The sequence below is a fragment of the Pseudomonas sp. 5.2 genome (assembly GCF_059025405.1).
In genome coordinates, this window is the sequence record NZ_JBYBHH010000003.1 from 400,896 (window position 1) to 427,589 (window position 26,694).

A 26,694-nucleotide genomic window follows, 5' to 3' on the forward strand; every position below is an offset into this window, starting at 1 on the left:
GCTCGCTCGCGGTGTCCTTACATGAGGTCGCCGGACGGAAGCTTTTTCGCTCACCGTGACGTTGCCAACGGCTCTGTTACGCGCGTTTTCGTTCGACGCCCATGACCACTAGAACAAAGGGTAAAGACATGAAGAAGGCAAAACTGAGCCTCGCCTGGCAGATCGTTATCGGTCTGGTCCTGGGCGTTGCAATCGGCGCGCTACTGAATCATTTCAGTGCGGAAAAGGCATGGTGGATCAGCAACGTCCTCCAGCCCGCTGGTGACATCTTCATTCGCCTGATCAAGATGATCGTCGTCCCGATCGTGATTTCGTCGCTGATCGTGGGCATCGCCGGAGTTGGCGACGCGAAGAAACTGGGCAGCATCGGCCTCAAGACCATCATCTACTTCGAAGTGGTGACCACCATCGCCATCGTCGTCGGTCTGGTGTTGGCCAACCTGTTCCACCCGGGCGCCGGCATCGACATGAGCACCCTGGGTACCGTGGACATCTCCAAGTACCAGGCAACCGCGGCCGAAGTGCAGCATGAGCACGCGTTCATCGAAACCCTGCTGAACCTGATCCCGTCGAACATCTTCGCAGCGCTGATGCGTGGCGAAATGCTGCCGATCATCTTCTTCTCGGTAATGTTCGGCCTGGGCCTGTCGAGCCTGCAGGCAGAACTGCGCGACCCGCTGGTGCGTACCTTCCAGGCTGTGTCGGAGACCATGTTCAAGGTCACCCACATGATCATGAACTACGCCCCGATCGGCGTATTCGCCCTGATCGCCGTCACCGTCGCCAACTTCGGCTTCAGCTCGCTGCTGCCGCTGGCCAAGCTGGTGTTGCTGGTGTACTTCGCCATCGCCTTCTTCGCCTTCATGGTGCTGGGCCTGGTGGCGCGCGTGTTCGGCTTCTCGGTGATCAAGATCATGCGCATCATGAAAGATGAGCTGATCCTGGCCTACTCCACCTCCAGCTCCGAAACCGTGCTGCCACGGGTGATCGAGAAGATGGAGAAGTACGGTGCGCCGAAGTCGATCTGCTCGTTCGTGGTACCGACTGGCTACTCGTTCAACCTCGATGGTTCGACCCTGTACCAGAGCATCGCGGCAATCTTCATTGCCCAGCTGTACGGCATTGACCTGTCGTGGAGCCAGCAGCTGCTGCTGGTCCTGACCCTGATGGTCACCTCCAAAGGCATTGCCGGTGTACCGGGCGTATCCTTCGTGGTACTGCTGGCGACCCTGGGCAGCGTAGGCATCCCGCTGGAAGGCCTGGCCTTCATCGCCGGTGTCGACCGCATCATGGACATGGCCCGTACCGCACTGAACGTGGTCGGCAATGCCCTGGCCGCGCTTGTTATCGCACGCTGGGAAGGCATGTACGACGCTGCCAAGGGCGAGCAGTACTACGCCTCGCTGATGGCCGACAAGCAGGAAGCTGCAGTGGTTGGCCAGACCGCCAAACGCTGAAGCTAACGCGTTGAACAAAAAGCCCCGACTTGTCGGGGCTTTTTGCTATCTGTTGTAAAGCACACCGGCCTGTAGGAGCAGCCTTGTGCTGCGAAGAGGCCGGGGCAGGCGCTGAGAACAGAACAGTTGTCACCGGCCTCTTCGCAGCACAAGGCTGCTCCTACAGGGAGGTGGGCTACGTTTGGCGCTAATGAACAGCTCGATACGCTATCATTCGGGCATTTTTCAGGGGGAATACACGGATGCTCAACGGCCTTTGGCTCGGCTTTTTCCTGGTGGCGGCCGTGTCCGCCCTGGCCCAATGGCTGATCGGCGGTAACGCCGGCATCTTCGCGGCGATGGTCGAGAGCATCTTTGCCATGGCCAAGCTGTCGGTGGAGGTGATGGTCCTGCTGTTCGGCACCCTGACCCTGTGGCTGGGCTTTCTGAAAATCGCCGAGAAGGCCGGCATCGTCGAATGGCTGGCCAAGGTGCTTGGCCCGCTGTTCGCCAGGCTGATGCCAGAGGTACCCAAGGGCCACCCTGCCCTGGGCCTGATCACCATGAACTTCGCCGCCAATGGCCTGGGCCTGGACAACGCGGCCACGCCGATCGGCCTGAAAGCCATGCGGGCACTGCAGGAGCTGAACCCCAGTAGCACCACCGCGAGCAACGCGCAGATCCTGTTCCTGGTACTCAACGCCTCGTCGCTGACCTTGTTGCCGGTGACCATCTTCATGTACCGCGCGCAACAAGGCGCGGCCGACCCGACGATGGTGTTCCTGCCGATCCTGCTGGCCACCAGCGTGTCGACCCTGGTCGGCCTGCTGTCGGTGGCCGTCATGCAGCGCCTGCGTTTGTGGGACCCGGTGGTACTGGCGTATCTGATCCCCGGTGCGCTGCTGTTGGGCTGCTTCATGGCCTTTCTCGGCACCTTGTCGGCGGCCGCGCTGTCGAGCCTGTCGTCGCTCCTGGGCAACCTCACGCTGTTTGGCGTGATCATGCTGTTTCTAGTGATCGGCGCGCTGAAGCGGGTCAAGGTGTACGAAGCGTTTGTCGAAGGGGCCAAGGAAGGCTTCGACGTGGCCAAGAACCTGCTGCCTTACCTTGTGGCCATGCTGGTGGCGGTGGGTGTGCTGCGCGCCTCGGGCGCCCTGGAGCTGGCGCTGGATGGCATTCGCCATGCGGTGAACTGGATGGGCCTGGATACACGCTTCGTCGAAGGCCTGCCCACCGCGCTGGTCAAGCCGTTCTCCGGTAGTGCCGCGCGGGCGATGTTGATCGAGACCATGCAGACGCAAGGCGTGGACAGCTTCCCGGCATTGGTCGCAGCGACCATCCAGGGCAGTACCGAGACCACGTTCTATGTGCTGGCGGTGTACTTCGGTGCGGTGGGCATCCAGCGGGTGCGCCACGCGGTCGGTTGCGCACTGCTGGCGGAGTTCTCCGGGGTGGTCGCGGCGATCTTCGTCTGCTACTGGTTCTTCGGCTGAGCCTGCGCGGCCTGGGCGACTGTCCAGGCCACCACCTGCCCTGCCAGCTGGTCGCTGGCCGCACCGAAGCCTGCGACGACAGCCGCGACCTGCTGGTCGGCCAACGGCCGGCGGATTTCGAACCGTTTGCTGGCCAGAATGCGCTGGCTACGGCCCTGGACCAGCCGCGCATCGTAACGAATCACCACCTCCACCGCCCCGTCTGGGCGGTACTCGCTTTGAAACGCCTGCAGTTCGCCGGCCAGCTCGTAGTCAGCCTGCAGGTTGCTGTCGTCGGCGCTCAGGCGCTGCACCTGGCCGTCACGCTGGAACCCGTCGAGCAGGCGGTTGCGCAGCAGTACCGGCACAGCGTCGCTCCAGCGTGCGCCCTTGTAGCTGCTGACCACGTCCCCTTGTGGAATCACCGTGATCCGGGGGCCGGCCAGCACTTCGCTGGCCAGCGGTTTGTTCAGCCGCAGCGACCAGTCCAGCGGCGTGGCAACGCGGCTTGGCTGGTTCACGGGCAGGCGATAGAGGTCCACAGGTTCGCTTGGCGGCAGGATCGAGCAGGCACTGGCCAGGCTCATCGCGGCCGCCAGGGCCAACAGGCGCAGCGAAGGTTTCATGGCTGGAACTCCTTGTTGTTGTCGCGGCCGAGCAGGTAGCCGCTCGGGTCGGCCTCCAGTTGCCGGGAAATGCCCTTCAGTGCGTTGAGGGTCTCGCGCAGCTCGCGGATTGCGGGGGTTAGCTGGTTCAGGCCCTGGGCACCGTCGCCAATGGCCTCACTGTTGTTCTTGAGCAACTGGTTGATGGTTGCCGTGCTGTCGGCCAGCGACTGCATGGCCTGCCCGGCATTGCCGATGGCTTGCTTGCCTTCGCTGCCGAGCAGGCCGTTGGCGTTGCGCATCAGTGCCTGGGTTTCGGCCAGGGTGGCACTGGCCTGTTTGCCAACCTGCACCAGTTGCTCGATGGCCTGGGCAATGCCGCCGTTCTGGCCGGCGAAGGCACTGGTGGTCTTGTCGAGGTTGGCCAGGGTGCTGCTGAGGTGGCCAATGTTGTCGTCAGAGAACATCTGGTTGGCGTTGTGCAGCAGCAAGTTGATGTTGGTCACCAGGTCGCTGCTGTCGTTGAGCAGGCGTGAGATTGGCGAAGGCGAAGCGATGATCACGGGCAACTTGCCGTCCTTGCCCTTGAGCTCCGGGCTGTGGGGCGTGCCGCCGCTGAGCTGGATGAACGAGTTGCCGGTGACCCCGGCCAGGGTCAGCTTGGCCTGGGTGTCTTCCTTGACCGGTGTGTCGCCGCTCAGCCGTACGCGGGCGAGCACGCGGCGCGGGTCTTTGGGGTCCAGGCGCAGGGTCGACACGTCGCCGACCTTGATGCCGTTGTACTGCACCGGGCTACCCCGGGACAGGCCCGAGACGGCTTCGTTGAACACCACTTCGTAATCCTTGAAGGCATCGTCGACACTGGACTTGGTCAGCCACAGGCCGAACAGCATGGCACCGGCCACCACCAGGACGGTGACCAGGCCAATGAGGACATGATGTGCTCGGGTTTCCATCGTTCAGCGCTCCTGCCTCGGGCGGGCGGCGGCCTGTTCGGCTGCACGCCCGCGGGGGCCGTGAAAGTATTCTTGAATCCAGGGGTCGTTGGCTTGCTCGACCTCGGCCAGGGGGCCGGCCACCAGCACCTTCTTCTGCGACAGCACCGCGATGCGGTCGGTGATGGTGTAGAGGGTGTCCAGGTCGTGGGTGATGAGGAACACCGAGAGGCCCAGTGCGTCGCGCAGGGTCAGGATCAACTGGTCGAACGCGGCAGCGCCGATCGGGTCGAGGCCCGCGGTGGGTTCATCGAGGAACAGGATGTCCGGGTCCAGGGCCAAGGCGCGTGCCAGCGCCGCGCGCTTGATCATGCCGCCGGACAGCGAGGCCGGGTATTTGTCGGCGGCCGAAATCGGCAGCCCGGCCAGGGCCAGCTTTACCCCGGCCAGGTGCTCGGCATCCGCGCGGGACAAGCCAGCATGCTCGATCAGCGGCAAGGCGACGTTTTCGGTAATGGTCAGCGACGAGAACAGCGCACCCTTCTGGAACAGCACGCCGAAGCGCCGCTCAACCAACGAACGCTGCTCTTCGCGCAGCTCGGCCAGGTCTTGGCCGAATACCTTGATCTGCCCTTCGTTGGGCCGGCGCAGGCCAATGATGCTGCGCAGCAGCACCGATTTGCCGCTACCCGAGCCGCCGACCACGGCCAGGATCTCGCCCCGGTACAGGTCCAGGTCGAGGTTTTCATGCACGCTCTGGCTGCCGAAGCGGTTACAGATGCCCCGGGCCTCGATGACTGTTTCGCGCCCGCTCACCAGCCCATCTCCATGAAGAACAGTGCCGCCACCGCGTCCAGCACGATGACCACGAAAATCGACTGCACCACTGCCGAGGTGGTGTGTGCCCCTACGGATTCTGCGCTGCCACTGACCTTGAAGCCTTCAAGGCAGCCGATGGCCGCGATCAGGAAGGCAAAAAACGGCGCCTTGGCCAGGCCGACGAGGAAGTGCTGCACACCGATGTCGGTCTGCAGCAGCGACAGGAACATGGCCGGTGAGATGTCCAGCGACAGCGCGCAGACCACCGCGCCGCCGACGATGCCACAGATCATCGCGAGGAAGGTCAGCAGCGGCAACGAGATCAGCAGGGCCAACACCCGGGGCACGACCAGCAACTCCATCGGGTTCAGGCCCAGGGTGCGGATGGCGTCGATTTCTTCGTTGGCCTTCATCGAGCCGATCTGCGCGGTGAAGGCACTGGCCGTGCGGCCGGCCATGAGGATGGCAGTCAGCAGCACGGCGAATTCACGCAGGAACGAGAACGCCACCAGGTCGACGGTAAAGATGGTCGCGCCGAAGGCAGCCAGCACCGTGGCGCCGAGAAACGCCACCACCGCGCCTACCAGGAAGGTCAGCAAGGCCACGATGGGGGCGGCGTCCAGGCCGGTCTGCTCGATGTGAGCGACCACCGGGGTAAGCCGCCAGCGGTGCGGCTGGAAGGCCCTTCGCAGCAGGGTTTCCAGAATCAGGCCGACGAAGCCGAGCAATTGCCGGGTGTCTTGCCAAAGGGTATTGACGGCACGGCCGATGCGCTCCAGCAGCAACAGCAGCACCGGGCGTTCTGCCTCCTTGACCGGGATGCAGTAGTCCTGGACGGAGCAGTAGACGTTCTTGAGCAGGGCGCGGCTGGCGTCGGGCAGGCTGTCGGTGCAATGGGACAGGCGCTCGGAACCGAGCAGTTCGGCCAGCAGCGAGGCGCCGGCGGTGTCGAGGCGGCCCAGTTGGCTGAGGTCGGCAACGGTGTCGCTGCTGCATTGCGTGCGCAACTGCTCGCTTTCGCGCTTGAGGCTGGCGTAGTGGGCCAGGGTCCAATCACCGGTTATGCGCAGGCAGGCGGGGTGTTGATTGGTGTCCAGGGTGGCACTGGGGGGGGTCATAGGCTCCATGCAACTGACTCGGCGCTAAGGCTTAGGGGCTGATCATAGCGCAGAGGGCATGGGCTGGTTTGTTGATTATGTGCTGAGTGTGGGCGCTTGGGGCCGCTTTGCGGCCCATCGCAGCGGTTCGGCGCCCCGGCAAGCCCCAACCATCACTTCGCCGCAGTGTCGTCGACCACCTTGAAGCGCAGCACGCCAATCACCTGCCCGTCTTCGGTCAGCACCCTCACCTGCCATTTGCCCACCGGGTTAGGCGGGAAGTTCTGCTTGTGGGTCCAGGCGCGGTAGCCTTCCTTGCGCCCACCGTGGATGTCCAGGGCAATACGGTCGACTTCCGTGCCGTCCTTTTGCCACACGTGATAGATCCGCTCGTTCAGGCCTCGTGGTGCGTTGATCGAGGTGTACGCATACAACCCGCTGCTCTTGATGCGGCTGGCAGCGATCTCGTCCAGCGACTCGCCGGGCTGGCGGTTGAGCACTTCGGTACTGACGGCCACTTCGGTCATCCACAGCGTCGCCGGTGGTACCCAGGAGCGTAGCAACCAGCCTCCGGCCCCGACCGACAGCGTCACCAGCACCAGGGCCACGCCGCGCCGCCAGGTATTCACCGGGAAGCTGCTGGCCAGGCTCGGGAACGACAGGGCCATGGCGATGATCAACGCCAGCTTGAAGCTCTGGGCGGTGGTCAGGTGCAAAATGATGGGCAGCGCGGTCAGCAATGCTGCGAACAACGTCAGGGTGTGCAGCGCGAGGAACAGCCAGCGCCGTGGGGCCAGCCACTTGTAGTACAGCGGGTCGACGATCGAAATCAGCCCGGCAGCGCCCAGCAAGCCGGTAAACACCAACTGCCCGCTGTTCCAGGTGGTGGTGATGAAGAAGAACGGCAGGACAAAGAACAGGGTTTCCTGGTGGATCATCTGCGTCGCGTAGCGCAGCAAGGGCTGCGGGATTTCGCGGTTGAAGGTGCGGGCGAACAGGCCGGTAAGGGTGTTTTCCAGCATCAGCCAGACCCAACTGACCAGCATCAGGACGGCTACCCAGCTGGCAAGGCCGGCTTGGCGGTCGACCAGGATGAAGCTGCCGATGCCAGAGAGGAAACCCCCGAGCGCAATGATGCCGGGGTAGCGTTTAAGCAGTTCGATGACGCGCTGGACGAAGCGGGGAATTGGGGGCATGGGTCTACAACAGGAGAGATAGGGTGGCTGTGCCGGCCGCTTCGCGGACAAGCCCGCGCCCACAGGGGCAATGTCTACCGTTGTGGGAGCGGGGCCGCGAACAGGCCGGTACTGGCTAAAGGATACCGCCGAATCACTTCTGCCGTGTAGCACCGCTCGGTGGTTGCGGGGTGTGCCGGCGCCAGCGCAGCAACCCTGCCGCCAGGATCAGCCCCAGCAGCAGGGCGAGCAGCCCGTACAGTTCGTCGTAACCCAGCAGCGGTTTCTCGATGCGCAGGTAACCCGGGTCCTTGAGCAATTCCTTCAGTGCCTCATTGGCCTGTGCCAGGCTGACCTGGCGCAACTTGCGCGCAGGGTTGGCAAAGCGACCGTCGGTGTAGTCGTTCAACGCGCCCCAGTAATAGTCGGCCAAGGCACTGTTGCCTTGGGTACTCCAGCTTTCCCGGGCAACGCTGGCGTCCTTGATACGGGCGAAGGTGTCCGGGTCGAGGCCTTCCTTGCGCAGGTGATCGAACAAGCCCTGCATCACCTTGACCGCCTTGTCGATGTCGTCGCGTTCCAGGTCGGCGTTAAGGCTGAGCATGCCACTGTCGCCGAAGCTTTCGCGCTGCACCGATGGGCCGTAGGACAGCCCATTGCGCAGGCGCAACTGGTCGTACAGTGCCCAGTCCAGGTAGCGTGACAGCAGGTCGAGGGTCGGCTGGTGGTCGTTGTCCAGCACCGGCTCGATGAACAGCCAGTGCAACTTGACGCTGTCGCCCAGCCAGCCGCGGGTCAGGTCGCGGCGTTGTTCGGCCTGCTGGCTGATGCTCTCGAGGTTGCGGCGCTCTTCCGGTTCGGTGGCAGGCAGCTCGCCAAAGGTCCGCTCCAGGTAGGCCGGCAGCAGGCGGTCGAGGCCACCGACCAGGATCAGGGTCATGTTGTTGGCCGCGTACCAGCGGTCGCGCAGGGCCTGCACCTGTTCCAGGGTCATGTCGTCGATGTTCGAGCGCTCGGCGCATTTGAGGCCCAGCTCGGTAGCCAACTGGTCACTGGCGGGGTGGCCGATGTCCTGGCGGTCGAGCCAGCGCTGCAGGTGGCCATAGTGGCCGCCATCTTCGCGCTCGATGATTCTTTTCGCCGTGGCCAGGGCCTTGGCGTCGATCGGGGTGTCGCGGATTATCGCCAGCAGCAGGTCGAGGACTTTACGCTGGTTGCGCGCCGGCGCTTCGATCACGAAGGTGGTATCGGCGCTGCTGGTGTAGGCATTCCACTCGCCGCCCAGGGCTTGCAGGCGCTCTTCCAGGCCGCCCTCGCCCGTTTCGTCGATGCCGCTGAACAGCAAGTGCTCGAGCAAGTGCGGCAGCTCTTTCTGCTCGCAACTGAAGTCATCCAGGCCGACCCCCACCACCAGGCGGATGGCCACGTGGTCGCGTTCATAGCCGTTCTTGAGGATGACCTGCAGGCCGTTGGGCAGCAGGTAGCCTTCAACCCGCGAGCGGTCGAGGGCGAGCGTGGGCAGGCTGCAGATCAGTAGGCAAACGAACATCAGGCAACGCATGGGCGAGCTTGGATCTCCTGGTTGGCGAATTCACGGCAAGCGGGCTTCGTCCGGCACGCTGTCGAGCATTAGCCCGCCCGTGTCCGAGCCACCGAGTACCACATAGGCACTGCTGCAGAACAAAGAGTTCAACCGCTTCATGTCTGCGATCAGCTCCAAGTGTAGCGAACTGGTCTCGATACTTTGCACCACCTTGCGTTGCAGGCGGCTGACATGGGCGTGGGCAAGGCGCCGTTCCTGTGCACGAAACCGGCGTTTTTCACGCAGCAACAGCTGCGCGCTTTCGGGGTCGGCGCTGAGGAATACGGACAGGCCTAGGCGCAGATTCGACAGCAACTGCTCCTGCAGGCCGGTCAGTTCCTCCAGGCCGACCTGGGAAAACTCGCGGCGCTGGCTGGTTTTCTGCTGCTGGACTTTGCGCAGCATGCGTTCGACCAGGTCGCAGGCCAGCTTGAGGTTGATCGCCAACTCGATGATTTCGGCCCAGCGCCGGTTATCGCGCTCGCTGAGGTCCTCCCGCGTCATCTGCGCCAGGTACAGTTTGATGGCGCTGTACAGGGCCTCGGCATCCTCGGCCAACGCGCGCACCTGCTGTGGCAGGGCGGCTTGCGTGCCGCGCAGGGCCCCGAGCATGGCTTCGAGCAGGCTGTCGACGATGTCGCCCAGGCGCAGGGTTTCGCGGGCCGCGTTGGCCAGTGCCAGGCTGGGCGTTTCCAGCGCTGAGGCATCAAGGTGGCGCGGGCGTACTTGGCCATTGCCGTTTTCGCGCTCGGGCAGCAAGAAGTTGCACAGCCGGCCCATGGGTTTGACGGTTGGCAGCATGAGCAAGCAGCGCAGGGTGTTGTAGAGCAGGTGGAACCCGATCACTAGCTCCTGAGGGCTGAAGCTCAAGGTGTCCATCCACTCCACCAGTGGGTGCAGCACCGGAATGATCAGCAACAGGCCGAACAGCTTGTACAGCAAGCTGCCCAGCGCGACGCGCCGCCCGGCGGCGTTCTGCATGCTGGTGCTGATGAAGGCCAGCAAGCCGCTGCCGATGTTGGCACCCACCACCAGGCCGATGGCCACCGGCAGGCTGATCACTTCAGCGCCGGCCAGGGTCGCGGTGAGCAACACCGCCGCCAGGCTGGAATAGGAGATCATCGCAAACAGCGCGCCGACCAAGGCGTCGAGCAAGATGTCCCCGGTCAACGACGCGAACAGGACTTTCACGCCCTGGGCATGGGTGATGGGCGCAGCGGCCTGCACGATCAGCTCCAGGGCCAGGATGATCAAGCCAAGGCCAATCCCTACCCGCCCCAGCTGGCCGACGCGGGTTTGTTTGCGCGAGAGGAAAAAGATCACACCCAGGAAGATCAGCAGGGGCGACAGCCACGACAGGTCGAAGGTCAGCACCCGGGCCATGAGCGCGGTACCGACATCGGCGCCAAGCATGATCGCCAAGGCCGGTGTCATGGCCATCAGGCCTTGGCCGACGAAGGATGTGACCAGCATCGCGGTGGCGTTGCTGCTCTGCACCATGGCGGTAACCAGAATCCCGGCGATGAACGCCAGGGGGCGTTTGTTCATGTTCTGGCTGATGATGCGGCGCAGGTCAGAGCCGAAAACCCGGAGGATGCCGGTACGCACGATGTGTGTGCCCCAGACCAAAAGCGTCACGGCCGAGAGCAGGTTGAGCAGGGTCAGCATGGCGAAGCCCCCTGTTGCCAATGGCCCATGTGGGCCAATAAGTGGAGCGTGGGCGTTTTGGAAAATTTCAGTGCCCACTCAAAGCTTTAGTTGTTTTGTGCAGCGCTTGCCAGCTTCGCATGGCTGTCGGCGATTTGAAACAACCGGTCATGAATGATTGCCCTGCTGGCCTCTTCGCGGGTAAACCCGCTCCCACAGGGATCGTTGGCGGCCTGTGGGAGCGGGTTTTACCCGCGAAGAGGCCGGCAGGCACGAAAAAGGGCCCCGAAGGGCCCTTGCTTGAAACGCGCTTCCTGGGTTTATTGACCCGGAATGTCCTTGCGCAGTTTCACCGGATCATGCTCTTTGCCATCTTTGCGCGACAGGGCGGTGCGCATACGGATGTTGATCGCTTCGACCGCCAGCGAGAACGCCATGGCGAAGTAGACGTAGCCTTTTGGCACATGCACGTCGAACGATTCGGCGATCAGCACGGTACCGACCACGATCAGGAACGACAGCGCGAGCATCTTCAGCGAAGGGTGCTTGTCGATGAAGTTACTGATGGCACCGGCGCACAGCATCATCACCAGCACGGCGACGACAATGGCGGCGATCATTACCGGCACATGGGAGACCATGCCCACAGCGGTGATCACCGAGTCCAGCGAGAACACGATGTCGATGATGGCGATCTGGATGATGGTGTAGAAGAACTTGCCGCCCGCGCCTTTCGGTTCGTCCGAGCTTTCGTCTTCGCCTTCCAGGCCGTGGTAGATCTCCTGGGAGCTCTTCCACAACAGGAACAGGCCGCCGAAGAACAGGATCAGGTCGCGGCCGGAGATGCCTTGGCCGAAGACCACGAACAGATCGGCGGTCAGGCGCATGACCCAGGTGATCGACAGCAACAGCATGATACGCGTGACCATGGCCAGGGCCAGGCCGAAGATCCGGGTACGTGGCTGCATGTGCTTGGGCATGCGGCTGACCAGGATCGAGATCATGATGATGTTGTCGATCCCGAGAACGATCTCAAGCGCGGTGAGGGTGAAAAAGGCAACCCAGATTTCCGGGCTGGTCAGCCATTCCATGTGTATTCCTTCGAACGGTAAAGGCGACGCGCCCCAATTTGGGGCGCATCGCGGGAGGGGTAATACGTGTTTATTAAAGACTACTGAACAGCGGGAAAATCCCCATCAGCAGCGCGGCGAGCATTATGCACAGGCACACCAGAACTGCCCACTTCAGGGTGAAGCGCTGGTGGTCACCGAACTCGATGCCGGCCAGGGCCACCAGCAGGTAGGTGGAGGGTACCAAGGGGCTGAGCAGATGTACCGGCTGGCCGACGATCGACGCGCGGGCCATCTCGACCGGGCTGATGCCGTAGTGGCTGGCTGCCTCGGCGAGTACCGGCAACACGCCGTAGTAGAAGGCGTCGTTGGACATGAAGAACGTGAACGGCATGCTCACGATCGCGGTGATCACCGCCAGGTACGGGCCCAGGGCCTCGGGGATGACCGCCAGCAGGCTCTTGGACATGGCATCGACCATGCCTGTGCCGGACAGGATGCCGGTGAAGATACCGGCGGCGAAGATCAGCCCGGTTACCGCCAGAACGCTGCCGGCGTGGGCGGCAATGCGGTCTTTTTGCTGCTGCAGGCAGGGGTAGTTGACGATCATGGCGATGCTGAAGGCGATCATGAACAGCACCGGCAGTGGCAGCACGCCTGCGATCAGGGCAACCATCAGGGCCGCGGTCAGGGCACCGTTGAAGTACAACAGTTTTGGCCGGCGCGCCTCCGGGAACTGCGACACGGTGATTTCGCTGTGGTCGATGTCGTCGGTCGGCAGGTGCAGTTCGCCCAGGCGGGCACGTTCACGCTTGCCGTACATATAGGCAATGGCCAGGATCGCCAGTACGCCGAACAGCATGGCTGGGATCATGGGCACGAAAATGTCTGACGGGTCCACGTGCAGTGCGCTGGCGGCGCGTGCGGTCGGGCCACCCCAGGGGGTCATGTTCATCACCCCGCCGGCCAGGATGATCAGGCCGGCCATGATCCGCGGGCTCATGCCCAAGCGGCTGTACATGGGCAGCATGGCGGCGCAGCAGATCATGTAGGTGGTGGCGCCGTCACCGTCGAGCGAGACCACCAGGGCCAGCACGGCGGTGCCGACCGAGACTTTCAGCGGGTCGCCTTTGACCAGCTTGAGGATCTTGCGCACGGCCGGGTCGAACAGGCCGGAGTCGATCATCAGGGCAAAGTAGAGGATGGCGAACATCAACATCACGCCGGTGGGCGCGAGCTTGCTGATGCCCTCGAGCATCATGGGGCCGATCTTGGCGGAGAAACCGCCGAACAGGGCGAACAGGATCGGTACCAGGATCAGCGCGATCAAGGCCGACAGGCGCTTGGTCATGATCAGGTACATGAAGGTGATGACCATGGCAAAGCCGAGGAAGGTCAGCATGGCAATACTCCAGGCGTGGCGCGGCGAAAGGACAGTCGATTCGGGCGGATCAGCGCGTCAGGCGCTGTGCAGGGAGCATGCGGAGGGGGACGACATGAAGGCGGGCACAGGAATACATCAGAATCACCATTGTTGTTGTTGATTGGACCGGGCGCGGAAGATTCCGGGTGCCCTGGCTGACCGGTCTTGTGCCGGTAGTGGGCGCTATCCTAAGAGGGCAAGCTTTCAGCCAGCTTTCGCTGTGACAAAGGCGACGGGAGGTAGGTGATGCAGAATGTGACCGAAGGTGGCTGCCACTGTGGTGGCTTGCGGTATCGGCTGGAGGGCGCGCTGACGGATGTTGCCCACTGCCATTGTTCGATCTGTCGGCGCGTCAGTGGCGGGCTGGTGGTGACTTGGCTGACGGTGCCGCGTTCCGCTTTCCAGTGGCTGGCGGGAGAGCCGAGCTGCTATGTGGCGCCGGCCACTTGCAGCCGGTATTTTTGCGGGCAGTGTGGGGCGCATTTGGCATTGGTCACTTCGCACAGCCCGGACAGCATCGATGTGACGGTGGCGACGCTGGACCACCCGGAGCGGGTGCGGGCCAACCGGCATATCTGGACGGGAAGCCGGTTGCCCTGGTTGCACCTGGATGAGGATTTACCTGGGGAGATTGGGGAAAGCCTGTAGGTTATCTGTTTGGTCACATGGCCTTCGCGGGCAAGCCCGCTCCCACAGGTACCCCACTGCGCCAAGGGCAGTGATAACCCTGTGGGAGCGGGCTTGCCCGCGATGAGGCCGGTGTTGTGATGACTACAACTGCAACCCGCCTGCGGCCTTGTGCAGCGTTCGCAGATGCTCACCCACCTGCTTCACGTTGGTCTCGATCGCGGCAATCTCCTTGGCCCGCGACGGATCCAGCAGCGCCCTCACCTCTTTGTCCAGGTCGGTGCTCAGGCGCAGCAACTGGGCCTGCCGCTCGCTGCTGACTTTCTCCAGGTGCTTGCGCTCATCGGGCTGCGGTAGACCATAGCCTTTGGCGTCCAGCAGTTCTGCCGGGCGGCTGAGGAAGCCGCTGTTGGCGAGCATCTGCTGCAGCGTCTGGTTGGCCTTGTCGATACTGCCATCCTTCAGCGCCGCCGCGTTCAGGTAGCGCTGCTTGACCTCGTCCTGGGCCAGCAACAGCTGGCGGCGCAGGCTGGCCTGCTCGAGCAGCAGCAAGGCAGCGCTGGTGCGCAGGTCGGCCTGGGCGAACCAGCCGCGGCGCTGTTCGGCATCCAGGGCCAGCCAGTCCTCGACCTTGTCCTGCTTGATCGGCAGCTGCTTTTTCAGCACGTCGAACATGGCCTGGTAGCGGTCACGGTAGGAGTCGAAGCGGTAACCCAGGCGTAGGGCTTCGCGGGGGTCATCGAGCACACGGGTATCGGCAATGCCGCGCCCTTTGAGCACTTCCAGCAGGCCGTTGGGCATGATGCTGTCGAGGTCGTTCAGGCGCGGGTTGGCGGTGCCACTGCGCAGCAGTTTCAGCGATTCGACCGCGCAATTGTTGGACAGGAAGTAGTAATTGCCGTCGTAGCTCCAGTGCATTTCCGCCGCCTGGCGCACCAGGTTCTCGACTTCCTGGCGGTCGAGCTTGAGGGGGATCGACGCCAGGCTGCGCAGCTCGGTCTTGGTGTATTCGTCGATGACCTGGCCCAACGGCAACACGAACAGCCGCGACGGATAAGCACCGACCAGGCCGTCCCAGCTGGACAACTGCACATCGTTGACGAAGGCGCGGTACGACAGCACCAGGTGCTGGTCGAGGTCCAGGCGGCAATCCGGGCCGCGCGGCCGCCCAGGTTTGCAGATGACCAGGCGCAGCATGCTGTGGCCCCAGCGGCTGACCCAGTTCTGATTGGCCTCGGCCAGCAGGTAGTCGACTTCATAAACGCGTTCGGGGTCGATTTCGCCCAGTGGCTGGCGAGCGAAGTCGCTGCCCGCGTTGAGGAATGGCAAGCCCTTGGCGCAGCTCTCTTGTGCGGGTGCCCAGCCGAAGTGGTCGCGCAGGTACTGGTTCAAGGCGGGGCGCCGGCAGGCATAGCTCGGGTCGAGGAGGAAGTACTCCATGTTGACCGCGATGAATTCCTTGGGGCTGTTCAGCTCATAGGTGTCTGGGCTGCGCACGAACTGGCCGTTGTGCTGCTCACGCTCACCGCGGCGGCCGACATATTGCTGCCAGCCCGCAAGGTCGAGCAGGCGTGGGTCATCGCTCAAGGTGAAGCGCCGCTCGGCCTGGCCGCGGCACGCCTCTGGCAAGCCGATTTTGCCCACGGTGCCCTGCTGGCGCTTGCAACGGGCGATCAGCGAGCGCTCGGTGGCCGGCCACAACCGGGCCCGGTCGTAAATATGGGTCAGTTCATGCAGGACAGTCGCCAGCAGCTCTTCGCGCACGGTGCCGTGTGGGCGGTGGGTGCGTTCGCGGGCGGCGCTGCCATCGACCAGCCCGGGCAGCAGGCGGCTGTTGAGCTCCAGGGTAGAAACCAGCGACGCCTGGCCATAGGCGTCGGCGGGCATGCGCGCAGTCCAGCTGACCTGCACACGCCGGTCCAGTTGCTGCTTGAAGCGCGGCGGCAGCTTGCCCAGTGCTTCGTCGAGCAGTGCCTGGCTGGCTTGGCGTTGTTGAGGGTCGAGGCCGGAAGCCTGCAGCTCAAGCTGCAGGTCGGCCAGGGCGGGTGTGCCGAGCAGCGTCAGGGCGCAGCCGAGCAGCCAGGCACGCACCTGGTTCACAGCGCGAGAATGGCTTCAGCCAGCACTTGGTCGCTGGCGCCTCGCGCTTCAGGCAGGCGCTCGCGCAGGGTATTGAACGCAGCTTCAAGCTGGGCGCCACGGATATCACCGTTGCTGGCGACGAAGCTGGCGGCATCGTCGTGCGCTTCACGCACGACTTTGGAGTCACGGATCGAGGTGGTGGTGTCGGACGTGAAATCGATCGAACGGCCAAAGGCACGCACGATGATGTTGCTGGTGGCCACCAGCGTCTGTGCCTGGGCCAGGTCGGCCAGCAGCAGCATGCCGAGGGTAGCGGCAATCAGCGGTTTACGCATGGAGCATCTCCGAAAAATACAGGGAGTCAGGTGTAGTCATTGGACGAGAATTGCCTGCGCCAGTTCCAGGTCGCCGACAGCCTGTGCGGCACCGTGCTGGCGCAGCGAGGCGAACGCCGCTTCCAGGCGCGCACCGAGGATCAGGCCATCGCTGGCGACGAATACCGCAGCATCGTCACGTGCCTGGCTGACCAGCTTACGGTCGAACGGCGCTGTGGTGACTTGGCTGGTGACATAGCCTGTGATGACCAGGCTTTGCGTGGTGGTGTCCAACGCATGGGCAGGTGCCATGCTTAGGGGAATGCCAACGGCGACTAACAACAACGGCAACAGATAACGCATGGGCTTCTGACGGCTGGGAACGAGGGGGTGAAGACACCTGCGGCTGTGCGGGCGAGCACCCGTACAGTCGCAGGGCTCAGTGCAGGTCAGATGGCCAGGATGGCCTGTGCCAGCTGTGCGTCGCTAGCCTGCAGGGTCGGCATTTGCGCGCGAATGTGCAGGAAGGCGCTTTCCAGCTTGGCGCCGCGAATGTCGCCTTGGCTGCCAACGAAGCTGGCGGCATCGTCACGGGCGGCTTGGACGATCTTGTCGTCGCGGAACGACGACGATACGTCGGAGGTGGCGTCGGTGGATGCAGCGACAGCGCCCACGACTGCGTCAGTGGTGACGACGAAGCTGGTGGCGCTGGCGGTGCCGGCCAGGCTCAGCATCAGGGCGGCGCCAATCAGGTGTTTAAGGGACATGATCGTGGACTCCTAGGGGATTCTGCTAATCGGACGCTCGCACTGCGCGTCTCGGTACTTTTCAACATCTGGTTTCTACCAGACTGTTAAGCCAAGCGTATCACGCGTCGATGTTTCTGGATGTTAATGAACACCCCTTCTCAGTACTGTACTGGTGTGTTTTTGCATTATAAGAAACTGTACCTGTAGAGCTGTGAGCCGCTCTGGCACGTGGCTTACAAACAAAAAACCCGCTGCAGTCACCTGCAACGGGTTTAGGAATTCGCGGTGCCGGGCGTAGCCGGCAAGCCGGAGCTTAGCGCCAGAAAGGCTTGCTCAGCTCTTCGTAACGCTGCGACTCGCTGATACCGGCGTCGGCCAGCAGGCGGGAGTCCAGGCGAGCCAATTGACGGCGGCTGGCCATGCGACGCTGCCACAACAGCAGGGTGGACAGGGCGCGCAGAGGCATCGAAGCGTTGGATTGTTGGGCGTTGCTTTCAAAGACCAGACCGGAACTGAGTGTACGTTCCATGATGTTTCATCCTTCCGCTTATGGCGGGATTAGGTAGTGATTTAACTGATGCCAATGATCCTCCTCTCTTGTCCATAACAGTAGATACAGTTCTGCGGCATTACGATGGTTCAGTTAACTGTGTAACCCTACTGTTGCACTCGAAATAGGCGCAACTGTACTGGTCTGCACTTATATGGTGCAAAATGGTCGGGGATGAGAGGTGGTCAGCAGAAGGTAAGCTAAGAATACCAGTACAGTAGTACAGTTTCTTTAGCTTGATTGGCGGTCGTTTCGAGCGAGGGGTTTGACTGTACCGGCCCTATAGCCGGCAAGCCGCCTTCATCCGGCACGGCGCTGACGACGAATCGCGCGCTGTACCGGCTAAAGGCGGCTTGTTTGGAGCGGTGTAACTAAAGGCGTGTGGGAATCAGCTGGCGAGCATGCGCCCGGTCTCTTCCAGGTTTTCGTGCCAGCTCAACGCTTCGCGCAGAATGTGCGGCGTATGGCCACCGCGCTGGCAGGCGCGATCGAAGTAGTCGTTCAGCGCTGCGCGGTAATCCGGGTGCACACAGTTGTCGATGATCGCCCGGGCACGCTCGCGTGGCGCCAGGCCGCGCAAGTCTGCAAGCCCCTGCTCGGTGACCAGGATGTCGACGTCGTGCTCGGTGTGGTCGACGTGGCTGACCATCGGCACCACGCTGGAAATCGCACCACCCTTGGCAATCGACTTGGTGACGAACACGGCCAGGTGCGCGTTACGGGCGAAATCGCCAGAACCACCGATGCCGTTCATCATCCGCGTGCCGCACACGTGGGTGGAGTTGACGTTGCCGTAGATATCGAACTCCAGCGCGGTGTTGATACCAATGATGCCCAGGCGACGGACCACCTCTGGGTGGTTGGAGATCTCCTGTGGGCGCAGCACCAGCTTGTCCTTGTAGCGCTCCAGGTTGCCGAACACATCGGCATTGCGACGGGTCGACAGGGTGATCGAGCTGCCGGAGGCGAAGCTCAGCTTGCCAGCGTCGATCAGGTCGAAGGTCGAATCCTGCAGTACTTCGGAGTACATGGTCAGGTCTTCGAACGGCGAATCGATCAAGCCGCACATCACCGCGTTGGCGATGCTGCCGATACCGGCCTGCAGTGGGCCGAGCTTGTTGGTCATGCGGCCAGCGTCGACTTCCTTCTTGAGGAAGTTGATCAGGTGGTCGGCGATGCCCTGGGTTTCGTCGTCCGGCGGCAATACAGTGGATGGCGAGTCCGGCTGGTCGCTGATGACGATACCGACGATCTTGGCCGGGTCGATCGGGATGGCGGTGCTGCCGATGCGATCATCGACCTTGACCAGCGGGATCGGTGTGCGGGTTGGGCGGTAGGTCGGGATATAGATGTCGTGCAGGCCTTCGAGGTTGGCGTTGTGCGACAGGTTGATCTCGACGATCACTTGCTTGGCGAAGATCGCGAAGCTGGCCGAGTTGCCTACCGAGGTGGTCGGCACGATATGGCCTTGTTCGGTGATGGCCACGGCTTCGATGACGGCGATGTCCGGCAGCTTGAGCTGCTGGTTGCGCAATTGCTCGACGGTTTCCGACAGGTGCTGGTCGATGAACATCACCTGGCCGTCGTTGATGGCCTTGCGCAGGGTGCTGTCGACCTGGAAGGGCATGCGGCGAGCCAGCACGCCGGCCTCGGTCAGCTGCTTGTCCAGGTCATTGCCCAGGCTGGCGCCGGTCATCAGGCTGATTTTCAGCGGCGACTGCTTGGCACGTTCGGCCAGGGCATGGGGTACGGCCTTGGCTTCGCCGGCGCGGGTGAAGCCGCTCATGCCGACGGTCATGCCGTCCTCGATCAGACCAGCGGCATCAGCCGCACTCATTACCTTGCTGTGCAGGGAGGACAAGCGGATACGATCACGGTACATGGATTGTTATCTCAGGCTACTGAAGCTACTGGAGCGCAGTCTAGAGATTTCGCCGGTTGCCGTCCCACGACCATGGTCGTATGAGAAGCCCGGAAGTAGAGCCGTTGATCTGGATCAGGCAAATGTAAAAGCCCCGCAGATTTCTCGGCGGGGCTTCTTATATAGCGCACGGTTTGCAGCCAGTGGGTTACTCCACGGCTTTGACCATATCCTCGATTACCTTCTTGGCGTCACCGAATACCATCATGGTCTTGTCCAGGTAGAACAGTTCGTTGTCCAGGCCTGCATAGCCGCTGGCCATGGAGCGCTTGTTGACGATGATGGTCTTGGCCTTGAACGCTTCCAGGATCGGCATGCCGGCAATCGGTGACTTGGGATCGTTTTTCGCTGCCGGGTTGACCACATCGTTGGCGCCCAACACCAGTACCACGTCGGCCTGGCCGAACTCGGCGTTGATGTCGTCCATCTCGAACACCTGGTCGTACGGCACTTCGGCTTCGGCCAGCAACACGTTCATGTGCCCCGGCATGCGGCCTGCCACCGGGTGGATCGCGTACTTCACGGTCACACCGTTGTGGGTCAGCTTCTCGGTCAGCTCCTTCAGCGCGTGCTGGGCACGGGCGACTGCCAGGCCGTAACCCGGCACGATGATCACCGTGTCGGCATTGCTGAGCAGGAAGGTAGCGTCGTCGGCCGAGCCGGATTTTACCGGGCGAGCTTCCTGGGTGCCGGCGGGGCCAGCGGCATCGGTCGCGCCGCCGAAGCCGCCGAGGATGACATTGAAGAACGAACGGTTCATCGCCTTGCACATGATGTACGAGAGGATGGCACCGCTGGAGCCGACCAGCGAGCCTGCGATGATCAGCATCGAGTTGTTCAGCGAGAAGCCGATACCCGCTGCTGCCCAGCCCGAATAGCTGTTGAGCATCGACACCACCACCGGCATGTCCGCGCCACCGATCGGAATAATGATCAGCACGCCCATGATGAAGGCCAGAACCAGCATCAGGGTAAAGGCACTGTAGTGGCCGGTGAAGGTGAACAGCAGGCCCAGGGCGATGGTGGTCAGGCCCAGGATCAGGTTCAGCTTGTGCTGGCCGGCGAACTGTACCGGTGCGCCTTGGAACAGGCGGAACTTGTACTTGCCCGACAGCTTGCCGAAGGCGATCACGGAACCGGAGAAGGTGATGGCACCAATTGCCGCGCCGAGGAACAGCTCCAGGCGGTTACCCGTCGGAATCGGGTCGCTGATGCTGGCGACGATACCCATCGACTGCGGCTCCAACACGGCGGCAATGGCGATAAACACCGCGGCCAGGCCGATCATGCTGTGCATGAAGGCGACCAGTTCCGGCATCTTGGTCATCTCGACCCGCTTGGCCATGATCGAACCGGCGGTACCACCCACCAGCAGGCCGACGATCACGTAGCCGATACCGGCCGTTGCCAGTTCTGCGCCCAGCTTATAAATGAGGCCAACCGTAGTGACGATTGCCAAGCCCATGCCGATCATGCCGAACAGGTTGCCGCGGCGTGACGTGGTCGGGTGCGAAAGGCCCTTGAGCGCCTGGATGAAGCAGATCGAGGCGACCAGGTAGAGAAGCGTTACCAGATTCATGCTCATGCTTACTTCTTCGCCTCGTTCTTGGCTTTCTTCTTGAACATCTCAAGCATGCGACGGGTGACCAGGAAGCCACCGAACACGTTGACCGCAGCCAAGGCCACGGCCAGCGTGCCCATCAGCTTGCCGGCGGGCGTTACGGTCAGCGCCGCCGCCAGCATGGCACCGACGATGACGATGGCCGAGATGGCGTTGGTGACCGCCATCAGCGGCGTGTGCAGCGCTGGGGTGACGTTCCACACCACGTGGTAGCCCACATAGATGGCCAGCACGAATATGATCAGGTTGTAGATGCCATGGGAAATCAGCATGTCTTCCATTTGTCGTGCTCCTTAGCCGTTCTTGCGGACGACTTGGCCATCGCGGCACATGAGGCAGGCCGCGACGATGTCGTCTTCGAGGTTGATGACCAGCGCGTTGTCCTTGTCGAACAACAGCTTCATGAAGTCCAGCAGGTTGCGTGCGTACAGTGCCGATGCATCGGCCCCCACCTGGGCAGGCAGGTTGGTCGGGCCGACGATGGTCACGCCGTTTTCCTGCACCACCTGGTCGGCGACGGTCAGTGGGCAGTTACCGCCTTGGGCGGCCGCCAGGTCGATGACCACCGACCCAGGCTTCATCTGCGCGACGGTTTCGGCGCTGAGCAGGGTCGGCGCCTTGCGGCCAGGGATCAGTGCGGTGGTGATGACGATGTCGGCCTGCTTGGCGCGTTCGTGTACGGCCTGGGCCTGGCGCTGCATCCAGCTGGCCGGCATTGGCCGGGCATAGCCACCAACGCCCTCGGCGCACTCACGTTCCTCATCGGTTTCGTAAGGCACGTCGATGAACTTGGCGCCCAGCGATTCGATCTGCTCTTTGACGGCGGGGCGTACATCCGACGCCTCGATCACGGCACCCATGCGCTTGGCGGTAGCAATGGCCTGCAGACCTGCAACGCCTGCACCGAGGATCAGCACGCGGGCAGCCTTCACGGTACCGGCGGCCGTCATCAGCATGGGCATGAAGCGAGGGTAGTAGTGCGCTGCCAGCAGTACCGCCTTGTAACCGGCGATGTTGGCCTGGGACGACAGCACATCGAGGCTTTGTGCCCGCGAGGTACGCGGCGCTGCTTCGAGGGCGAAGGCGGTGATACCGCGCTCGGCCATCTTGCCGATCAGTTCACTGTTGAACGGGTTGAGCATGCCCACCATCAGGCTGCCGCTGTTGATCAGCGCCATCTCCTGGTCGTTGGGCGCGACTACTTTAAGTACCAGTTGCGCGCCGTAGGCATCGGCGGCGGTACCCAGGGAGGCACCCACAGCCTCATAGGCACTGTCCGGAATGCTGGCGTTTAGCCCTGCCCCCCGTTGGACGGTGACCTGATGGCCCTGGGCAACCAGTTTTTTGATGGTTTCAGGGGTCGCGGCGACCCTTGTCTCACCCGTCTGCGTCTCGAGAGGAACACCAATGTGCACGACTATGTCTCCTGCGGTGACCTTTTGTCTTTGTTGAAGCCAGCGTACTTCGGCTGGTGCGCTGGTGCGGTCCAACCCGCCGAATCCTAGGCGGGCCAGGCATTTTGCAGATGAACCCAAGGGGCTTCAACCGGTTCTGGAGCGAAACGAAGTTAAAACTACAAGTCACCCTGTGACCGTATGTCGCAAGCCTTCGGTTGCAGCCCGTCAAACATGGGCCATTGGGAGATTAGGAGATAAAACTAAAAAAAATTGCGGTATTTCGCTTATGGTTCGCTCAATGTCGCAATTTAAGCCTGAAAGCCGCGCAGTCAGCAGGGTTAAACGGGATTTTCAGGCTTGCGTAACAGTTTTCGAATATGCGACAAATACATATATCTGTAGGTGTTTAAAATAATTGACTACGAAGTCAGGTTGGTTGGCTGCGACTAGGCAGAGGCGGTGGTGTAAGCCTGCGCTTGTGCTACCAGCCAGTCGCGGAAAGCCCGTAGCGAGGCAGACTCCACTTTGCGTTCGGGAATCATCAGATAGTAGGCCTTGTCACTGCTCAGGGCATGCCTGTTAGCGACCACCAACCTACCCTCCTGCAACTCCCGCTGGATTAGAAAGGGCGGGATCAGCGCGATACCCATTTCGTGCATCGCCGCCTGCGCGAGCATCGAGAATAGTTCATAACGCGGGCCTGTCATGTCGCGCTCCACGTTCATGCCCAGGCCGCCGAACCATTGCCGCCAGGCATAGGGGCGCGTGGTCTGCTGCAGCAAGGGAAGTTGCGCAATGCGGCGGGCGTCGAGCATGCCCTGCCCGTCCAGCAACGCCGGGCTGCAGACGGGGACAGGGTTCTCGCCCATCAGCCTATGCGACTGGGTGCCGGACCAGTCGGCATCGCCGAAATAGATGGCTGCATCAAAGGCTGTGTCGGCAAACAGAAATGGCCGGGTGCGGTTGGTCAGGTTGACGGTGACGTCGGGGTGGCGCTGCTGGAAGTCCTTGAGCCTGGGGAGCAGCCATTGGGTGCCGAAGGTGGGTACCACGGCCAGTTCGATCACATTGGCGCCCTGCTGGCGCATGACCGACAAGGTATCGCGCTCTACCGCATCCAGCTGCGCGGCAACCTGGCGGCTGTAGGAAAGGCCAGCCTCTGTCAGCTTCACCCCGCGCCTTGAGCGGCGAAACAGTTCCACATTAAGGAAGGCCTCCAGGCCGCCGATCTGCCGACAAACGGCGCCCTGGGTCAGCGCGAGTTCTTGCGCGGCCTTGGTGAAGCTCTCGTTACGCGCCGCCGCCTCGAAACAGACCAGGGCGGCAGTGCTGGGGATCTTGCGGCGCATGTACGTCAACCTCACTTGTAAGGCTGTCAATGTGGCATTTTGCTGATTTACGAAGTGACAAATTATCACTAATCCGTGCGCAATCCTCGTTTGTCCCGACGGCCGATCAGGCCTAGGCTCAAGGGCACAAGAATTTGCTCTCTCTTTTCGAGGATTTCGCTCATGGCCGGTAAAGCAAGCTTCAACTGGATCGATCCGCTGCTGCTCGATCAGCAGCTCACTGAAGAAGAGCGCATGGTGCGTGACAGCGCTTATCAGTTCGCCCAGGACAAGCTGGCGCCGCGCGTGCTCGAAGCCTTCCGCCATGAGCAGACCGACCCGGCGATCTTCCGCGAGATGGGTGAAATCGGTTTGCTGGGTGCCACCATCCCCGAGCAGTACGGCGGCAGCGGCCTTAATTATGTGTGTTACGGGCTGATCGCTCGCGAGGTCGAGCGGATCGACTCTGGCTATCGCTCGATGATGAGTGTGCAGTCTTCCCTGGTGATGGTACCGATCAACGAATTCGGCACCGAGGCGCAGAAGCAGAAGTACCTGCCCAAGCTCGCCACGGGTGAGTGGATCGGCTGCTTTGGCCTGACCGAGCCTAACCACGGCTCCGACCCGGGCTCGATGATCACCCGGGCCAGAAAGGTGGACGGCGGCTACCGCCTGACCGGCAGCAAGATGTGGATCACCAACAGCCCGATCGCCGATGTGTTCGTGGTGTGGGGCAAGGATGACGCTGGCGATATCCGCGGCTTCGTGCTGGAAAAGGGCTGGGAAGGCCTCAGCGCCCCGGCGATCCATGGCAAGGTGGGCCTGCGTGCTTCGATCACAGGCGAGATCGTGATGGACAACGTGTTCGTGCCTGAGGAGAACATCTTCCCAGACGTGCGCGGCCTCAAGGGCCCGTTCACCTGCCTGAACTCGGCGCGCTATGGCATCTCCTGGGGGGCGTTGGGCGCCGCCGAGGCCTGCTGGCATACCGCGCGCCAATACACCCTGGACCGTCAGCAGTTCGGCCGCCCGCTGGCAGCCAATCAGCTGATCCAGAAAAAGCTGGCCGACATGCAGACCGAGATCACCCTGGCACTGCAGGGCTGCCTGCGGTTGGGGCGCATGAAGGATGAAGGCACGGCGGCTGTCGAGATCACCTCGATCATGAAGCGTAACTCTTGCGGTAAAGCCTTGGATATCGCCCGCATGGCACGTGACATGCTGGGGGGTAACGGCATTTCCGATGAGTTCGGCGTGGCTCGCCATCTGGTGAACCTTGAGGTGGTCAACACCTATGAAGGTACCCATGACGTGCATGCGTTGATCCTGGGGCGTGCTCAGACCGGCATCCAGGCCTTCTATTAATAAGGAGCCAGCCCATGGGCGCGCTATCACATCTGCGGGTGCTGGACCTTTCGCGCGTGTTGGCCGGCCCATGGTCTGGCCAGATTCTCGCTGACCTTGGGGCTGACGTGATCAAGGTCGAGCGCCCTGGCAATGGCGATGATACCCGCTCGTGGGGGCCGCCTTTCCTCAGAGATGTCCGGGGTGAGAATACCAGTGAGGCCGCCTATTACCTCTCGGCCAATCGCAACAAGCGTTCGGTGACGATCGACTTCACGCAGCCTGAAGGGCAACGTTTGGTGCGTGAGCTGGCGGCGAAGTCGGATATTGTCATCGAGAACTTCAAGGTGGGTGGCCTCGCAGCCTATGGGCTGGATTACCAAAGCCTGAAAGCGCTCAACCCAAAGCTTATCTATTGCTCCATTACCGGTTTTGGCCAGACCGGGCCCTATGCCAAGCGCGCGGGCTATGACTTCATGATCCAAGGGCTGGGTGGGTTGATGAGCCTGACCGGTCGGCCTGAGGGGGAAGAAGGTGCTGGGCCGGTAAAAGTTGGCGTGGCGCTGACTGACATTCTTACTGGGTTGTACTCGACTGTGGCGATTTTGGCTGCCCTCGCCCATCGGGACCAGACCGGGATCGGCCAGCATGTCGACATGGCACTGCTCGATGTCCAGGTGGCCTGCCTGGCGAACCAGGCCATGAACTACCTGACCACGGGCACCCCGCCCCGGCGCCTGGGCAATGCGCATCCCAATATCGTGCCTTACCAGGACTTCCCTACAGCAGACGGCGATTTCATCCTTACCGTGGGTAATGATGGTCAGTTTCGCAAGTTTGCCGAGGTGGCTGGGCAGCCGCAGTGGGCGGATGATCCGCGCTTCGTTACTAATAAGCTGCGTGTGGCCAACCGTGGTGAGCTGATTCCGTTGATTCGTCAGGCTACGGTGTTCAAGACCACGGCGGAGTGGGTGAGCCAGTTGGAGAAGGCTGGAGTGCCGTGTGGGCCAATCAATGACCTGGCGCAGATGTTCCAGGATCCGCAGGTGGTGGCTCGAGGGTTGGCGGTGACTGTCCCGCACCCACTGGCGGGGAGTGTGCCGCAAGTAGCCAGCCCTATTCGCCTGTCGGAGACGCCGGTGGAGTACCGGCGGGCGCCGCCGCTGTTGGGTGAGCACACCGAGGCGGTATTGAGTGAGGTGTTGGGGCTGGATGCCGATGCGGTGCACCGCTTGCGCAGTGCTGGGGTGCTTTGAGGCTATATAGAGAAGTGGAATAGCGGGGAGGCCGAAGGCCTCCCCGCTTTGCTTTTTAGCGATATTAAGGTTTCGTGAAATTAAAGGTTGACGGGGTTTCGAATCCCCTTATAATGCGCCCCACTTCCAGCGTAGTCGGAACGAAAAACTCCTTGAGATTCAATGAGTTAAATAGTGAAGACGAAGTTTGAGGGGCTTCGATCGAAAGATCGTCAGCGGTTGAAATGGTGGTTGACAGCGCTTC

The 26,694-nt window shown here is 62.2% G+C and carries 25 protein-coding genes; 5 read left to right on the top strand and 20 right to left on the bottom strand.

Annotated elements, in window-relative coordinates:
* The first annotated feature begins 128 nt into the window (after window positions 1-128).
* Together gltP and AC5PZ0_RS07700 are read left to right on the top strand one after the other, a co-directional pair.
* Window positions 129-1,457: a glutamate/aspartate:proton symporter GltP gene (gltP, locus tag AC5PZ0_RS07695; RefSeq protein WP_027591962.1), complete on the top strand. Its 1,329-nt coding sequence runs from the start codon at window positions 129-131 to the stop codon at window positions 1,455-1,457.
* Between the two features lie 242 nt (window positions 1,458-1,699).
* The gene (locus AC5PZ0_RS07700; protein WP_027591961.1) at window positions 1,700-2,929 is read left to right on the top strand and encodes a nucleoside recognition domain-containing protein; all 1,230 of its coding nucleotides are present in this window, start codon (window positions 1,700-1,702) and stop codon (window positions 2,927-2,929) included.
* Here the strand turns inward: AC5PZ0_RS07700 and AC5PZ0_RS07705 are convergent.
* The 9 genes from AC5PZ0_RS07705 to AC5PZ0_RS07745 form a co-directional block, all read right to left on the bottom strand.
* Entirely contained in the window at window positions 2,911-3,534 is a 624-nt protein-coding gene (locus AC5PZ0_RS07705) for an ABC-type transport auxiliary lipoprotein family protein (RefSeq protein ID WP_493854613.1), read from the bottom strand. The two genes, AC5PZ0_RS07700 and AC5PZ0_RS07705, sit on opposite strands and share 19 nt — an antisense overlap.
* A complete protein-coding gene (locus AC5PZ0_RS07710; protein ID WP_027591959.1) occupies window positions 3,531-4,469 on the bottom strand; it encodes an MlaD family protein in 939 nt (312 codons plus the stop codon). The genes AC5PZ0_RS07705 and AC5PZ0_RS07710 overlap by 4 nt, the downstream gene beginning before the upstream one ends.
* Window positions 4,470-4,472: 3 nt before the next feature.
* Window positions 4,473-5,264, bottom strand: a complete 792-nt coding sequence (locus tag AC5PZ0_RS07715) for an ABC transporter ATP-binding protein (protein WP_027591958.1) — start codon at window positions 5,262-5,264, stop codon at window positions 4,473-4,475.
* A complete protein-coding gene (locus AC5PZ0_RS07720) occupies window positions 5,261-6,394 on the bottom strand; it encodes an ABC transporter permease (RefSeq protein WP_085272102.1) in 1,134 nt (377 codons plus the stop codon). Before AC5PZ0_RS07720 ends, AC5PZ0_RS07715 begins: the two co-directional genes overlap by 4 nt.
* Before the next feature lie 143 nt (window positions 6,395-6,537).
* Entirely contained in the window at window positions 6,538-7,560 is a 1,023-nt protein-coding gene (locus AC5PZ0_RS07725; protein WP_027591956.1) for a DUF5924 family protein, read from the bottom strand.
* Between the two features lie 133 nt (window positions 7,561-7,693).
* The gene (locus AC5PZ0_RS07730) at window positions 7,694-9,100 is read right to left on the bottom strand and encodes a M16 family metallopeptidase (protein ID WP_238209786.1); all 1,407 of its coding nucleotides are present in this window, start codon (window positions 9,098-9,100) and stop codon (window positions 7,694-7,696) included.
* Window positions 9,101-9,130: 30 nt separating this feature from the next.
* Complete coding sequence (locus tag AC5PZ0_RS07735) at window positions 9,131-10,789, bottom strand: Na/Pi cotransporter family protein (RefSeq protein WP_099428020.1); 1,659 nt, start codon at window positions 10,787-10,789, stop codon at window positions 9,131-9,133.
* 299 nt (window positions 10,790-11,088) lie between these two features.
* Complete coding sequence (locus AC5PZ0_RS07740) at window positions 11,089-11,859, bottom strand: TerC family protein (protein ID WP_027591953.1); 771 nt, start codon at window positions 11,857-11,859, stop codon at window positions 11,089-11,091.
* Window positions 11,860-11,932: 73 nt separating this feature from the next.
* The gene (locus AC5PZ0_RS07745; RefSeq protein ID WP_085272100.1) at window positions 11,933-13,240 is read right to left on the bottom strand and encodes a CitMHS family transporter; all 1,308 of its coding nucleotides are present in this window, start codon (window positions 13,238-13,240) and stop codon (window positions 11,933-11,935) included.
* A gap of 267 nt (window positions 13,241-13,507) precedes the next feature.
* On the opposite strand from AC5PZ0_RS07745, the gene AC5PZ0_RS07750 reads away from it, so the two are divergent.
* Complete coding sequence (locus tag AC5PZ0_RS07750; RefSeq protein WP_493854614.1) at window positions 13,508-13,909, top strand: GFA family protein; 402 nt, start codon at window positions 13,508-13,510, stop codon at window positions 13,907-13,909.
* A 123-nt stretch (window positions 13,910-14,032) separates the two neighbouring features.
* Here the strand turns inward: AC5PZ0_RS07750 and AC5PZ0_RS07755 are convergent, their stop codons facing one another.
* From AC5PZ0_RS07755 to AC5PZ0_RS07800, 10 genes are all read right to left on the bottom strand, one after another.
* Window positions 14,033-15,988: a DUF7844 domain-containing protein gene (locus AC5PZ0_RS07755; protein WP_493854615.1), complete on the bottom strand. Its 1,956-nt coding sequence runs from the start codon at window positions 15,986-15,988 to the stop codon at window positions 14,033-14,035.
* Complete coding sequence (locus AC5PZ0_RS07760) at window positions 15,985-16,305, bottom strand: DUF2388 domain-containing protein (protein ID WP_027591949.1); 321 nt, start codon at window positions 16,303-16,305, stop codon at window positions 15,985-15,987. The genes AC5PZ0_RS07755 and AC5PZ0_RS07760 overlap by 4 nt, the downstream gene beginning before the upstream one ends.
* A 36-nt stretch (window positions 16,306-16,341) precedes the next feature.
* Window positions 16,342-16,647: a DUF2388 domain-containing protein gene (locus AC5PZ0_RS07765; RefSeq protein WP_274884285.1), complete on the bottom strand. Its 306-nt coding sequence runs from the start codon at window positions 16,645-16,647 to the stop codon at window positions 16,342-16,344.
* Between the two features lie 86 nt (window positions 16,648-16,733).
* Entirely contained in the window at window positions 16,734-17,051 is a 318-nt protein-coding gene (locus AC5PZ0_RS07770) for a DUF2388 domain-containing protein (protein ID WP_027591947.1), read from the bottom strand.
* Window positions 17,052-17,346: 295 nt separating this feature from the next.
* Window positions 17,347-17,562 (bottom strand): DUF1127 domain-containing protein, encoded by a 216-nt coding sequence (locus tag AC5PZ0_RS07775; protein WP_012269957.1) that lies wholly within the window; start codon window positions 17,560-17,562, stop codon window positions 17,347-17,349.
* Between the two features lie 409 nt (window positions 17,563-17,971).
* Complete coding sequence (scpC, locus tag AC5PZ0_RS07780; RefSeq protein ID WP_027591946.1) at window positions 17,972-19,465, bottom strand: succinyl-CoA:acetate CoA-transferase ScpC; 1,494 nt, start codon at window positions 19,463-19,465, stop codon at window positions 17,972-17,974.
* Window positions 19,466-19,652: 187 nt separating this feature from the next.
* The gene (locus AC5PZ0_RS07785) at window positions 19,653-21,089 is read right to left on the bottom strand and encodes an NAD(P)(+) transhydrogenase (Re/Si-specific) subunit beta (RefSeq protein WP_493854616.1); all 1,437 of its coding nucleotides are present in this window, start codon (window positions 21,087-21,089) and stop codon (window positions 19,653-19,655) included.
* 2 nt (window positions 21,090-21,091) lie between these two features.
* Entirely contained in the window at window positions 21,092-21,406 is a 315-nt protein-coding gene (locus AC5PZ0_RS07790) for an NAD(P) transhydrogenase subunit alpha part 2 (protein WP_027591944.1), read from the bottom strand.
* Between the two features lie 12 nt (window positions 21,407-21,418).
* Window positions 21,419-22,540, bottom strand: a complete 1,122-nt coding sequence (locus AC5PZ0_RS07795; protein WP_493854617.1) for a Re/Si-specific NAD(P)(+) transhydrogenase subunit alpha — start codon at window positions 22,538-22,540, stop codon at window positions 21,419-21,421.
* Window positions 22,541-22,968: 428 nt separating this feature from the next.
* Window positions 22,969-23,871: a LysR family transcriptional regulator gene (locus AC5PZ0_RS07800; protein ID WP_099428023.1), complete on the bottom strand. Its 903-nt coding sequence runs from the start codon at window positions 23,869-23,871 to the stop codon at window positions 22,969-22,971.
* A gap of 162 nt (window positions 23,872-24,033) precedes the next feature.
* Here AC5PZ0_RS07800 and AC5PZ0_RS07805 point away from each other — a divergent pair, with 162 nt between their 5' ends.
* Window positions 24,034-25,215: an acyl-CoA dehydrogenase gene (locus AC5PZ0_RS07805; protein WP_027591941.1), complete on the top strand. Its 1,182-nt coding sequence runs from the start codon at window positions 24,034-24,036 to the stop codon at window positions 25,213-25,215.
* A gap of 14 nt (window positions 25,216-25,229) precedes the next feature.
* Window positions 25,230-26,450, top strand: a complete 1,221-nt coding sequence (locus AC5PZ0_RS07810) for a CaiB/BaiF CoA transferase family protein (protein WP_493854618.1) — start codon at window positions 25,230-25,232, stop codon at window positions 26,448-26,450.
* Between the two features lie 64 nt (window positions 26,451-26,514).
* Here the strand turns inward: AC5PZ0_RS07810 and AC5PZ0_RS07815 are convergent.
* The coding region (locus tag AC5PZ0_RS07815) for a hypothetical protein (protein ID WP_493854619.1) at window positions 26,515-26,694 on the bottom strand (180 nt) is incomplete at its 5' end.